This is a genomic window from Frigoribacterium sp. PhB116 (genome assembly GCF_004364285.1).
GTDB lineage: Bacteria > Actinomycetota > Actinomycetes > Actinomycetales > Microbacteriaceae > Frigoribacterium.
The window spans coordinates 21,824-34,606 of record NZ_SOBE01000007.1 but is presented as its reverse complement, the minus strand read 5'-3'; the positions used below and the strand labels follow the sequence as shown (position 1 = coordinate 34,606).

Below are 12,783 nucleotides of genomic sequence, written 5' to 3'. Positions count from 1 at the left end.
CCACCGGCACCCGCCGCCGCACCCCGACGACCTGACCACTCAGAGGACACCACCCCCATGCCGCAGAAGATCCAGGCAGCCCGCCTGCACGCCGCCCTCGAGGCCTGGCGCATCACCGAGCAGCGACTCGACCGCCGAGGATCCGCGGGTGCGCTGCCACGGACCGAGCGTGACGCGCTGGCCCTCGTGCTCGCGGCCGAGCAGACCGACGAGCCGATGACGCCCAGCACGCTGGCCGCGACCCTGGGCTTCTCCACGCCCGCGGTCTCGAACCTGCTGCACCGTCTCCAGGACGCCGAGCTGATCACCTGCACCCCCGACCCTGCTGACGGCCGTCGCAAGATCGTGACGACCACCGAGAACGGGCGCGACGCCTGCGACACGGTGACGAGCGCTCCGCACGTTCGGAAGTTCCTGATGGGCGTGCCGACGGAACAGGCGGAGGCGGTCAGCGCGTTCCTGGACGAGCTCAGCTCGGTCATCGCCCAGCAGCAGACCACGGCTCCCGTCCCGGCTCGTTGAGCCTGCTGACCGGTCAGGGGCCCTCGGCGGCCGTCTGACCGTCGCGTCGTTCCCCGTGCCCGCCGGGTAGCCTCGGGGTCATGGACGACCGGGACGACGACGCGACCGTGGACGACCGGGACGCACCACGCCTCCTCGCTGGCCGCTATCTCCTCGGCGACGTCCTCGGGCGCGGCGGCATGTCGACGGTGCACCGTGCCGACGACCGGCTGCTCGGGCGGACCATCGCCGTCAAGCTGCTCAGCGCCCAGGGCTCCGACCCGGCCGACGCCCAGCGGGCCCAGAACGAGGTGGCCGTGCTCGCTTCGCTGAGCCACCACGCGCTCGTCACCCTGTACGACGCCGACGTCGCGCCGACGGGCGGCCCGGGCTGGCTCGCCATGGAGCTCGTCGACGGCCCGTCCCTCTCGTCGCGTCTGGCCGAGGGCCCGCTCGACACGACCGACGCGGCGCAGCTGCTCGTCGACCTCGCGGGCGCGCTGCACGTCGTGCAGACGGCCGGCATCGTGCACCGCGACGTCAAGCCGAGCAACGTGCTGCTCGCCCCCTCCCCCGTGCCCGGTCGCCGCTGGTCGCCCAAGCTCGCCGACTTCGGCATCGCCTCCCTCGTCGACTCGACGCGCGTGACCGCGACCGGCGCCGTGCTGGGCACGGCCGCGTACCTCAGCCCCGAGCAGGCCCTGGGCACGCGGGTCGGGCCGGCCTCCGACATCTATTCCCTCGGCCTCGTGGTGCTCGAGGCGCTGACCGGGGAGCGGGCGTTCCCCGGCTCGATGATGGAGTCGCTGACCGGGCGCCTGCACCGTGACCCCGTTGTCCCCGACGCACTCGGCCCGGAGTGGGCCTCGCTGCTGCGTGCCATGACCGCGCGCGAGGCCGAGGCCCGGCCGACGGCCCTCGAGGTGCACGCCAGGGCGGAGGCGCTGGTCGCCGGAGGCGGACGCGCCGACGACGCCCGCACCGGCGCCGCCACGGCGCTGATGCCGAGTTCGGACGGGGACGCCCCGACGAGACGCCTGCCGGCCGGTGCGGCTGCCGGGCTCGGAGCCGCGGGCCTCGGGGCCGGTGCGGCGGGCGCCCTCGCAGGGTCGGCCGCCGCGGACGCCGCCACCGAGCGGTTCGGCGCCGTGGACGGCGGCACGGGACGCGTCTCGGGGTCCGGTGCCGGTGGCGCCGCTGGTGTCGGCTCGGGAACGGGCTCCGACGGCCCCGCAGCCGTGCCTCAACGACGCAGCCGTCGCGGCGCGGTGATCGCCGGCCTCGTCGCGCTCGCCCTCGGCGCCGCCGCCCTGATCGGCTTCGCCGTCACCCGCGGCGACGACGAGCCCGTCGCGCCGGCGACCAGCGACACCCCCGCTCCGGCGGAGACGACTCCGGCGGAGACCGAGCCTGCCGACACGCCCTCGCCCTCCACCGAGGACGAGGAGCCGGCACCCGAGCCCTCGACGTCCGAGCCGACCGACGAGACGACCTCGCAGGCCCCGGTGCCCGAGCCGAGCACCCCGGTCGAGGAGCCGGCGCCCAGTCAGCCTGCGGCGCCGGGCGGGAACGGGAACAGCGGACCTGGGGTGGGGAACGGGAACGGGAACGGGAACGGGAACGGGAACGGGAACGGCAACGGCAACGGGACGGGCGCGGGCGCGGGCGTCAGCACCGGCAGCGGCAAGGGCGTCGGCGGCACGGGGGTCGACCTCGGCAGCGTCGGAGGGCCCGCGCCCCGCTGACGAGCGGCCGCAGGGCGAGCGGGCCGCGGAGCGAGCGGGCCGTGGGCCGAACGGGCCGTTGACCGCTGGCCGCTGGCCGCTGGCCGCTGAGCGAAGCGCCCCGGACTGGGTGGGTGCGCCGGCGGCCCGTCAGGTCCATGCTGGGCGCGCCCGGGCCTGACCCGGCCCCACAGGAGGGAGCCCCGTGACGTACCCCGATCCGCACCGTGCCTCCTCCGCCCGGTCCGTCGGCGACCGGGAGCGGCGAGTGACCCTCCTCGTGATCGTCGGCTCCTCCGTCGCCGCGGGCGTCACGGCAGCCGCGGGCGTCCTCACGGCGCTCGGCCTCCTCTAGACGGCGGACTCGTCGGGGTACATCCCCACGGGACCTCGTGCGGTGTACGGCGCACGATGGTCGTTCCGTCGACGTCGCCCCGGGAGACCCGTGCCCCAGTTCTCGTTCCTCCGCCCGCGGCGGCCCGTCGGGGTGCGCCTGTCCGCCTTGCGGGGCGACGGGCTCGTGCTCGTGCCCGCCTCCGGCACCGGCTGGTCCGACGAGCAGGCGGCACTCGACGTCCTCGTCACGAACGTGGCGGTGAACGACGCCGAGCTGCTGCCCGACGGGCTCTTCGCGGCTCTCCCCGGTCGCCGGGGCCACGGGGCGGACTTCGCCGCGGCGGCTGCCCTGGCCGGCGCCGTCGCCGTGCTGACCGACGACGCGGGGGTCGAGCGCGCCTCCGCCGCCGGCCTCCCCTCGCTCGTCGTGGCCGACCCCCGACGGCACCTCGGCCGGCTGTCCGCGAGGGTGAGCGGGACCGAGTCGCGGCGGCCGCGCCTCCTCGGGGTCACGGGCACGAACGGCAAGACCACGACGGTGCACGTGCTCCACGCGGTGCTCCGGCAGCTGGGCGTCCCCGCCGGCCTGAGCTCCACCGCCGAGCGACGCAGCCTGGACGCGGCCGTCGCGAGCCGCCTGACCTCGCCCGAGGCGACGGAGCTGCACGCCCTCCTCGCGCGCATGGCCGAGGACGGCGTCCACACCGCCGCGCTCGAGGTGAGCGCCCAGGCGCTCAGCCGGCACCGGGTCGACGGGCTCCGCTTCGACGTCGTCGGCTTCACCAACCTCAGCCACGACCACCGCGACGACTACCCCACGTCCGCGAGCTACCTCGAGGCGAAGCTCGCCCTCTTCGACCAGCACCGTGCCGAGCGCGGGGTCGTGCTGCTCGACTCCCCGGCGGGCCGCGAGATCGCGGCGCGTTCCGGCGTCCCCGTGACCACCGTCGCGACCGGCGACGGGGTCGACCAGGGAGAGGGGGCGGGCGAGGCCCCCGCGGACTGGAGGCTGCAGGTCACCGCCTCCAGCGCCTCCTCGACGAGCTTCCGCCTCGAGCGGCGGGACGGCCGCGTGCTCCGGTCGTCGGTGCCGCTGATCGGACGGCACATGGCCGCCGACGCCGCGCTCGCCCTCGTCATGCTGGTCGAGGCCGGCCACGTCGTCGACGAGCTCCAGGAGGCTGTGGAACGGGGCATCGAGGTGACGGTGCCCGGCCGCACCCTGGACGTCTCCGGTGTCGACGGGCCCCGGGTCTACACGGACTTCTCGCACACCCCCGACTCCGTCGCGAAGACCCTGCAGGCCCTGCGGACCGTGACGGACGGGCGCCTGGTCGTCGTGATCGGCGCCGACGGCGACCGGGACCCGTCCAAGCGCGAGCCGATGGGCCGGGCGGCGGCCGATGCTGCGGACCTCGTCGTCGTGACCGACCACCACCCCCGCACCGAGGACCCCACGTCGATCCGGCACGCGCTACTGGCCGGCGCGAGGACGGCCGCCGACGAGCGACGCCGGTGCCGGCAGCGGGTCGCGGCGGTCGTCGAGCTCGCCGACCCGGCGGACGCCATCCGGCACGCGGTGAGCGGCGTGGGCCCCGGCGACACCGTCCTCTGGGTCGGCCCGGGCGACACGGACTACCGGGTCGTGGGCACCGAGGACGTGCCGTACTCGCCCCGCCAGGACGCCCGTGCCGCCCTGCGCGAGGCCGGCTGGCGGGCCTGACCCGTCCAGGCCCGACGCTGGTCCGGGCCGTGGGGGCCCACGAACTGGGGTGTCCTCACTTCTGTGGACATCGATAGCGTTGCATCGACCGGTGGGGGATCAGTCGTCACCGTCGTGCGGCGCCGCTGGGAATCGGCTCGTCACGACCGCGCCGGTCGCGACCGTGACCGACCGACCCGACCGAAAGACCGATCACATGGCCTCCTCGTCCCACCGCGCCCACGCGCGCCTCCGCACCACCCCCCTCGCCGTCGTCACCGGCCTCGTCGCCGCCGTGCTGATGGCCCTGACGATGTCGGGGACGCTCTCCGCGTTCACGGCGAGCATCGCGAACGCGAACAACACCGCCACCACGGGCACGCTCCTCATGCGGGAGGTCGGCACTCCCGGCGCCACCTGCTACAGCAACGGTGCCGAGTCGGCGTCCGTCTCGAGCAACGGCAACACCGCGACCTGCACGTCGAACAACAAGTTCGGCGCCGGCGGGACCCTCAAGCCGGGCACCGCTCGCAACGTTCCCGTCACGATCTCCAACGTCGGCACGATGGACGCAGGCACCTTCACCCTCGCGAACACCGGCGCCTGCGTCCCGGGCAAGACCGGAGACACGAGCGGCACGGCCACCGACATCTGCAGCAAGATCACGCTCGTGCTGACCCAGGGCGGCACGTCCGTCTACTCGGGCACCCTGGCCGACCTCGGGGCGCGCACCACCCCCATCAGCCTCACCGCCGTCCCGGCCGGCCAGAAGGCCGACATGGTCTTCTCCGTGACCCTCGACGGCGCCGCCGGCAACGACTACCAGGGCCTGACGGCCACGGTGCCTCTCAAGTGGACCTTCACGGCCTGACCCGGTCGACGACCGCGTCCGGGCCGACCACGGCCGCGACGCCGTCGTCGGCCCGGCGACCGGCCCGCAGACGTGACCTGCTGCTCGCCGCCGGCGTCGCCCTGGCCCTCGGCCTGCTCGTCGCGCTGGCCCTGCTGCACCTGGCCGGCGCCCGCACCTTCGTCGTGCGCACTGCCTCGATGGGCACGGCCGCGCCCGTCGGCACGCTCGTGGTGACGACGCCCGTCACGGTCGACGAGCTCCGGGCGGGCGACGTCGTCACGTTCACCCCTCCCGGTCGCACCGGCACGACGTTCACCCACCGGGTCGTCGACATCGGCACGACGGGCATCGCGACCCGCGGCGACGCGAGCCAGGCCGACGACCCGTGGCGTCTGACCGACGCCGACCTCGTGGGCCGCGCCTCGGTGCTGCTGCCCGGCGTCGGCTGGCTCGCCCGGGCGCTGCCGTGGCTCGTGGTCGGAGGCGTCGCCCTCTGGGCGATCACCCTGCTCGTGCCCTCGCGGACGCACCGCTCCGCCCTGCGGGTCGTCGGGTCGACCGTCGTGGTGGCGGCGGTCTCGGCCGTCCTCCGCCCCTTCACGGCCGCGACGGTGCTCTGGACCACCGCCTCCGACGACGGACTCGGCGGCACCGCGACCGTCGCCTCAACGGGCATGCTGCCGTCGCGACTCGCGACCGAGCACGGCTCGGCGGTCGTGCTCGCGTCGGGCGAGCTGGGCACCCTCGACCTGCCTCCGCTCTCGCCCGACGCCCCCGCCGGCAGCGGGGTCCTCGTCTCGATCGCTCCGCACCTGCCGCCCCTCGGCTGGCTCGTGTTCGGACTCGTCTGCTGCCTCCCGCTGCTCTGGTGCCTCCTCGTCGGGCTCGCCCCGCAGACCGTCGGCCGACGATCGGCCGCCTCGTGAGGGGCCGGGTCGTGCGAGGTCCGGTCACGGGCCGGCGCCTCCTCGTCGTCGTCCTGCTGCTCGCCGCACTCGTGGCCGGGCTCTGGACCGCCGACCCCACGTCCGGGGCCTTCACCGCCTCGGTGCGCGACACCGGGAACACCGCGACGACGGCCGCGTCGTTCGCGCGCACCACGAACGCCCTGCCGTACCGCTCGAGCTTCGCGGGCGGCGCCTCGGACTGGACGACCTACGGCGGCTGCTGGCAGACGATGACGCCGAACGACTTCGGCATGTACTACGAGACCTGCGGGAACGACCAGGCCGGGGCCGCGCCCAAGGCCGTCACCGGCAGCCCCGACTGGACGAACTACACGGTGCAGGCCGACGTCAAGCTCGACAGCGGCAAGCAAGTCGGCCTGTTGGCACGGGTGAGCTCGCCGTCGCCCGGCCTCGACGAGCACAACGGGTACTGGGCCTACGTCAGCTCGACCGGCAAGCTCGAGCTCGGACGCATGACGAAGGGGTCGTACGAGTTCCTCCGCACGGTCGACGTGCCGGGCGGCATCGCGTACAACACCTGGTACCACCTCGTCGTGCAGGTGCGCGGGTGCAACGTCACGGTCTCGCAGAGCACCGTCGGGGCGACCGGCCCCGGCGCCGTCACCGCGTTCCGCCACTTCGACTCGGGCTGCGGCACGGTGCACCAGAAGGGCATGGTGGGGCTCCGCACGTTCGAGGCGACGGGGGCCTGGCGCTTCGTGACGGTGACGGAGGGATCGCTCGCCGTCTCCCCTCCCCCCGCCACGTGGAACACCCCGTGGAAGACCGGTGCCGCACCCTCCTTCACGACCTACGGAGGCAGCTGGACCGCTGACGCGACCACGGAGACCTACTCGAACAGGCAGTCCGGCAAGGGCGACAAGGCGGTCGAGACCTCTCAGACCTGGGGGGACCTCTCGCTGACCGGCGAGGTGCGGTTCGACGCCCCGTCGGCCACCTTCCTGGACGCGGGCTTCAACGTCCGCGTACGGAACCCGGGCACGGGCACCGACCAGCTCGACGGCTACTACGGCGGCATCTCGAGCACCTCGCTCATCGTGGGCAAGCACCTCGGAGGCACCTGGCGGGAGTTCGCCCGCACACCCCTCGCCGCCACGGTGCCGCAGGGCCAGTGGCAGCACCTCACCGTCGAGATGGTCGGCTGCACGATCACGGCGACGGCCCAGGCGTCGTCCGGCGGTCCTCAGACCACCGTGTCGCACACCGACACGGGCTGCGACACGACCGCGGGCAACGTGGGTGTCCGCACACTCGCGATCCCCGCGTCGTTCCGCAGCATGGCGGTCACGCCGCGCTAGGCGAGTACGCTCCCGGCCCGCAGCGGGTGCCGGGGGACGCCGCGTCACCCGGCACCTGACCATCGCCTCTGCACGTGGACCCGGCCGGCCCGCGCCTCCTACCGTTCACGTCGGCGGGCACGGCCTCGCACGAGGCCGCCCACCAGGGCCGGCCCTTCCGGGGTCGGACCCACCGGGGCTCGCCCGCCCCACGACATCACGACAAGAGGAGAACACCATGGCACAGGCCATCGAGACGATCGACGTCGAGGTCCCCGTCCGCACCGCGTACGACCAGTGGACCCAGTTCGAGGAGTTCCCGAAGTTCCTCGACGAGGTCGAGTCGATCACGCAGACCACCCCCACCCTCACGGTGTGGAAGGTCAAGGTCGGACCGGTCGAGAAGACCTTCGAGGCGGAGATCACCGAGCAGCACCCCGACGAGCGCGTCGCCTGGACCAGCACCGGCGGCGAGGTCGACCACGCCGGCGTCGTGACCTTCCACAAGCTGAGCGACACCGAGACGCGCGTCACCGTGCAGATCGACTGGTCCACCGAGGGCGTCCTCGAGAAGCTCGGCGCGGCCATCGGCTCCGACGGCCGGGCCATCAAGAAGGACCTCGCCAACTTCAAGCAGTACATCGAGTCGAAGGGCCAGGCCGACGGGTCCTGGCGCGGCGACGTGCAGGCGTAGTCCGCACGCCCGGGCCTCGGCCCCGCACGGCGACGGCCCCGTTCCTCCTCACCGGAGGGGCGGGGCCGTCGCCGTGCATGGCGGCGTCCTGCGGCTGTCGCCGCTACTTCTTCGACTTCGTCGTCTTCTCCGGGTCGTTGCCCCAGTTCATCAGCGAGAAGCGCCACTTCGAGTCGTGCGCGTCGCCCTCCGGACCCTGTGCGGAGTGCCGGTGCACGTAGCCCGTGACCTTCTTCATGTGCGCGTAGTCGTCGTCGCCCAGGTCGGCCGCCTTCGTGCGGAGGATCGTCACGATCCTGCGTCCGCTGTGGTGCCCCACCGACTCGGCCCTGTCGGACGACTTCTGCCCCACCTCCTTCGCTTCGTCGGTCTCGAGCCACTGCTCGAGCTCGTGCGGGGTCATGTTCACCGCGTCGTGGAAGTCGTCGCGGATGCTCTTCTTCTCGTCGTCGTCCATCGGCCCAGCATGCCCCCGGCCCTCGCGGCACGGCCTCCTCACCCGGTGCTCTCGGCGACCTCGGAGGCACGGGGGTTGCGCGGTAAGGGTGACCTAAGTACGGTTCAGGGACGGGTCGTCGTCCGACCGCCCGATCCGAGCATCGGAGTCACCCGTGGCCCACGACGTCGTCCCCTTCTCGGAGCTGCTGCGGGCCCGGACGACCAGTCGCCACGGCACCAGCGGCGGCGCCGACTTCATGACCGACCTGCTTCGCGGCACCTGCGACGTCGACGACTACGCCCAGCTCGTGGCGCAGTACTGGTTCGTGTACCGGGCGCTCGAGGGCGCCTCCGGGTCCATGGCCGGGCACCCCGTGGCCTCGCCGTTCGTGACGACCGGCATGAGCCGGCTGCCTGCCCTCGAGTCCGACCTCGAGTTCCTGCTCGGCGACGCCTGGCGCGACCGCGTCGTCGCCCTGCCCGCGACGCGTGAGTACGTCGAGAGGCTCGAGACGGTCGCCGCGACCTCGGCGGGGGCCCTCGTCGCGCACCACTACACGCGCTACCTCGGCGACCTGTCGTGCGGGCGCTTCATCAGCACGCTGCTGCAGAAGCACTACGGCTTCGACGTCAACGGCGTCGGCTTCTACGTCTTCGCCGAGGTCGCCGACCCGGCGCTCTTCCGGGCCACCTACCGCGAGCAGCTCGACGCCGCCCCGTGGACCGACGCCGACAAGGAGGCGGTGGTCGCCGAGGTCGCGCTCGCCCACTCGCTCGACACCCGCCTCCTCGACGGCCTCGAGGCCGACCGCCGGGCACGCCGCGCCGCTGCCGCCGCCGCCTGAGCCGGCGCCTGAGTCGGCCTGATCAGCTCTGGCGACTGAACCGACGCGAAAGCGACAGAACTACGCGGGGCCCCGCGTTGCTTTGTCGATTTCGCGTCGGTTCGCGCCGCCGAGCTGGGGTCAGGGCAGGATCGAGTCCACGTACCCGCCGTCGACCCGCACCGCGGCCCCCGTCGTCGCCGACGCGAAGGTCGACGACAGGTACACCACCATCGACGCGATCTCGTCGGGCTCGATCAGGCGCTGGATGAGCGACTGCGGCCGGTGCTGCACCATGAACTCGTGCTGCGCCTCGTCCCAGGGCAGGTCGCGCGAGACGAGCTCGTAGACGAAGTCCTCGACGCCGGCGGTGTGGGTCGGGCCCGCGATGACCGAGTTGACCGTGACGCCGGTGCCCGCGGCGGCCTTCGCGAAGCCGCGCGACACCGCGAGGAGGGACGTCTTCGACATGCCGTAGTGGATCATCTCCGCCGGGATGACGACGGCCGAGTCGCTCGCGATGTTCTGCACCCGCCCCCAGCCGCGCTCGGTCATGCCCGGCAGGTACGAGCGGATCAGCCGCACCGCCGACAGCACGTTGACCTCGAAGTAGCGGCGCCACTCGTCGTCGTCGATCGAGAGCGGGTCGGCGGAGGCGAAGATGCCGAGGTTGTTCGTCAGCACGTCGACCTGCGGCACGGCGCTGAGCACCTGCTGCGCCCCCTCGTCGGTCGAGACGTCGCCGGGGGCCGCGACGAAGGAGGCGCCGGGGGCGTCCTCGAGGAGGCCGGCGATCGCTTCGTCCACGCGGGAGGCGGTGCGCCCGTTCACGGCGACCGTCGCGCCTGCCCGGGCCAGGCCGAGCGCGATCGCGCGGCCGATGCCCTGGGTCGAGCCCGTCACGAGGGCGGTCTTGCCGGTGAGGTCGATGTGCACGGGGAGTCCCTCCGTCGGTGCGCGGAGAGCGACTCCCCGCGCTCGTTCAGCATGCCCCAGGCGGGCACGCACCGACGAAGCGACGCGGCGCCGACAAGACGACCCTGTGTTCCGCGTCGTCTTGTCGCTTTCGGGTCGGGTCGGGTCCGGTCCGGGCCGGCTGCCGACGCGGCCGGGTGGCAGGTCGGGGAGGCGGCAAGTCGCCACGGGACTCGGTGTCGGCGGCCCGGCGTAGGGTCGCGGCATCGAGCGAGAGGGACCACGTGACGACACGCGACATCAGCACCTTCGGGGCGACGACGACGGCGGCCGAGACGCTCGAGGGCGTCGACCTGGGCGGGCGGACGGCCCTCGTGACGGGCGCCTCCTCGGGGATCGGGGTCGAGACGGCCCGCGCCCTGGCCGGGGCCGGCGCCCGGGTGACGCTGGCCGTGCGCGACGTCGCCGCGGGGCGTGCGGTGGCCGACGACATCGCCCGCTCGACCGGCGGGTCCGCACCCGACGTGGTCGAGCTGCACCTCGACCGGCCCGCCTCCGTCGAGCGCGTCGCCGCAGAGTGGACCGGGCCGCTCGACGTCCTGATCGCCAACGCCGGCGTCATGGACTCGCCTGAGACCTACACGGCCGCGGGGTGGGAGCTCCAGTTCGCGACGAACCACCTCGGCCACTTCGCACTGGCCCTCGGCCTGCACGACGTCCTCGCCGCGGCCGGCGGCGCTCGGATCGTCTCCGTCTCGTCGAGCGGCAACGGCGGGTCGCCCGTCGTGTTCGACGACCTGTTCTTCCGGCGTCGGCGCTACGAGCCCGGGCTCGCCTACGCCCAGTCCAAGACGGCCAACGCCCTCTTCGCGGTCGGCGCGAGCACCCGCTGGGCCGGCGACGGCATCGTCGCGAACTCGTGCATGCCCGGCGGCATCTGGACGGGCCTGCAGAAGCACTGGGCCCCGGACGTGCTCGCCGCCACCAAGGTCGCGGCGGCCGACGCGGTCAAGACTCCCGAGCAGGGCGCGGCCACCTCCGTGCTGCTCGCCACCGCGCCCGAGCTGACGGAGGTGCGGGGTCGCTACTTCGAGGACTGCCACGAGGCCGAGGTGGTCGACGAGATCGTCGACGGGCTGCACGGCGTCCGCGCCTGGGCGCTCGACCCGGCCGAGGCCGACCGCCTGTGGGACGTCTCTCTCGCCCTCGTCGACGCGGAGGCGCGCTCGCGCGCCTGACCGTCCACGGGTCGGATGTCGGCGGCCTGTGGCACGATTCAGCTCTTCCTGCCCAGACCCCTGCAGAGACGAGACGATCCCCGATGTCGGACGAATCCGCGCGCCTCGACGTGCCGGCGTACAGCCGTGCCGTCGAGCAGGGCACCGACCTGCACGAGGTGCTGCGCAGCCGCGCCGACCACCACGGCGGGCGCCGGTTCGACGCACGCCCCTCCAGCGCACCGTTCTCGTACCGCTACGTCACGGCGGGCGACGAGCGCGTCAGCCTGCAGACGTCGCACTTCAGCGGGCACATGGAGGGCGAGATCCCCTTCCCCGACACCCACTTCGTCATGTGGTTCCGCAGCGGGTCGGCGACGGTCCGCCGCGGGTCGGAGGCGTACCGCACTGAGGGGTCGACCCCGTTCCTCATCCCCGCCGAGGACTCGTTCGAGTTCGAGTTCCGTCCGCGGCAGAGCCACCTGGTGCGGCTCGGCACCGAGTTCCTCGAGCAGACCGCGACCGAGCTGCACGGCGGGCCGGCCCAGCGCATCGCCTTCGACACGACGAACACGCCCGGCGCCGAGGCGATCGCCGACTGGCGGACGGCGATGGCGGGGGCCACCGAGGCCGTCGTCGGCGAGGTCGTCCCTCCCCTGCTCCGGCTCGAGGCGCAGCTGAGCACAGCGCGGGCCGTGCTCCGCACCTGGCGCTGGCAGGTCGTCGACGTCCCCCGCTCGCTCCGCACGCCCGGCACCGTCCGCGTGCGGCACGCCCTCGAGTACCTGCACGCGCACGCGGCCGAGGCGATCAGCCCCTCCGACGTCGCGGCTGCCGTCGGCCTGCACACCCGCAGCCTGCAGCTCGCGATGAGCGAGCACCTCGGCACGTCGCCCTCGGCGTACCTGCGCCAGGTCCGACTCGACCGCGTCCGGGCCGACCTGCTCGCCGCCTCGCCGCACGAGACGACCGTCGCATCCGTCGCGCGCCGCTGGGGCTTCGGCAACCTCGGCCGCTTCTCGGCCAGCTACGCCGACCACGTCGGCGAGTACCCCCGCGACACGCTCGCGCGCTGACGGCGCGTGGCCGGCGGGCGGCACCCGCGGCGCGAGCTCGGCGGCCGGCCGCCAGCCGCCAGCGCCTGGTGCCGCGTCCTCCTGCGTCGACACCCGCCGATCCCGCGCACACCGCGTGCGCGCCGCAGGGTACGCGCGGTTTCGAGGGGTGCGCGCGGCTCGACGGGTGCGCGGGTTCGGAAGGCGGCCGGCTCGAGGTGGCGGCGCGCAGCAGCAACGGCGCGGCTAACGTGGCGGCATGCCCACGACTGCGAGCTC

Annotated in this window: 13 protein-coding genes; 11 read left to right on the top strand and 2 right to left on the bottom strand. The window is 73.9% G+C overall.

Annotation, left to right across the window (positions count from 1 at the left end; all coding sequences use genetic code 11):
• Positions 1 to 57: 57 nt before the first annotated feature.
• From EDF20_RS15380 to EDF20_RS15350, 8 genes are all read left to right on the top strand, one after another.
• A complete protein-coding gene (locus EDF20_RS15380; protein ID WP_133739307.1) occupies positions 58 to 522 on the top strand; it encodes a MarR family transcriptional regulator in 465 nt (154 codons plus the stop codon).
• 80 nt (positions 523 to 602) lie between these two features.
• Entirely contained in the window at positions 603 to 2,246 is a 1,644-nt protein-coding gene (locus tag EDF20_RS15375; RefSeq protein ID WP_133739306.1) for a serine/threonine-protein kinase, read from the top strand.
• 184 nt (positions 2,247 to 2,430) lie between these two features.
• Entirely contained in the window at positions 2,431 to 2,580 is a 150-nt protein-coding gene (locus EDF20_RS15825; RefSeq protein WP_158614633.1) for a hypothetical protein, read from the top strand.
• Positions 2,581 to 2,670: 90 nt separating this feature from the next.
• A complete protein-coding gene (murE, locus tag EDF20_RS15370; protein ID WP_166644851.1) occupies positions 2,671 to 4,284 on the top strand; it encodes a UDP-N-acetylmuramyl-tripeptide synthetase in 1,614 nt (537 codons plus the stop codon).
• A gap of 196 nt (positions 4,285 to 4,480) precedes the next feature.
• On the top strand, positions 4,481 to 5,134 hold the full coding sequence (locus tag EDF20_RS15365) for a hypothetical protein (protein ID WP_133739304.1): 654 nt from the start codon (positions 4,481 to 4,483) through the stop codon (positions 5,132 to 5,134).
• Complete coding sequence (locus EDF20_RS15360) at positions 5,116 to 6,042, top strand: S26 family signal peptidase (RefSeq protein WP_133739303.1); 927 nt, start codon at positions 5,116 to 5,118, stop codon at positions 6,040 to 6,042. The genes EDF20_RS15365 and EDF20_RS15360 overlap by 19 nt, the downstream gene beginning before the upstream one ends.
• Before the next feature lie 11 nt (positions 6,043 to 6,053).
• On the top strand, positions 6,054 to 7,382 hold the full coding sequence (locus tag EDF20_RS15355) for a hypothetical protein (RefSeq protein WP_133739302.1): 1,329 nt from the start codon (positions 6,054 to 6,056) through the stop codon (positions 7,380 to 7,382).
• 217 nt (positions 7,383 to 7,599) lie between these two features.
• The gene (locus EDF20_RS15350; RefSeq protein ID WP_123546935.1) at positions 7,600 to 8,055 is read left to right on the top strand and encodes an SRPBCC family protein; all 456 of its coding nucleotides are present in this window, start codon (positions 7,600 to 7,602) and stop codon (positions 8,053 to 8,055) included.
• 103 nt (positions 8,056 to 8,158) lie between these two features.
• Here EDF20_RS15350 and EDF20_RS15345 read toward each other — a convergent pair whose 3' ends face one another.
• Positions 8,159 to 8,512 (bottom strand): DUF3140 domain-containing protein, encoded by a 354-nt coding sequence (locus tag EDF20_RS15345; RefSeq protein WP_133739301.1) that lies wholly within the window; start codon positions 8,510 to 8,512, stop codon positions 8,159 to 8,161.
• A gap of 154 nt (positions 8,513 to 8,666) precedes the next feature.
• On the opposite strand from EDF20_RS15345, the gene EDF20_RS15340 reads away from it, so the two are divergent.
• The gene (locus EDF20_RS15340; protein ID WP_133739300.1) at positions 8,667 to 9,338 is read left to right on the top strand and encodes a biliverdin-producing heme oxygenase; all 672 of its coding nucleotides are present in this window, start codon (positions 8,667 to 8,669) and stop codon (positions 9,336 to 9,338) included.
• Between the two features lie 120 nt (positions 9,339 to 9,458).
• On the opposite strand, the gene EDF20_RS15335 is transcribed toward EDF20_RS15340, so the two are convergent.
• Entirely contained in the window at positions 9,459 to 10,253 is a 795-nt protein-coding gene (locus tag EDF20_RS15335) for an SDR family oxidoreductase (protein WP_133739299.1), read from the bottom strand.
• A gap of 263 nt (positions 10,254 to 10,516) precedes the next feature.
• On the opposite strand from EDF20_RS15335, the gene EDF20_RS15330 reads away from it, so the two are divergent.
• Both EDF20_RS15330 and EDF20_RS15325 read left to right on the top strand, forming a co-directional pair.
• Positions 10,517 to 11,470, top strand: coding sequence for an SDR family NAD(P)-dependent oxidoreductase (locus tag EDF20_RS15330; protein ID WP_133739298.1), 954 nt, complete (start codon positions 10,517 to 10,519; stop codon positions 11,468 to 11,470).
• An 83-nt stretch (positions 11,471 to 11,553) separates the two neighbouring features.
• The gene (locus tag EDF20_RS15325) at positions 11,554 to 12,525 is read left to right on the top strand and encodes a helix-turn-helix domain-containing protein (protein ID WP_123546940.1); all 972 of its coding nucleotides are present in this window, start codon (positions 11,554 to 11,556) and stop codon (positions 12,523 to 12,525) included.
• Positions 12,526 to 12,783 lie beyond the last annotated feature (258 nt).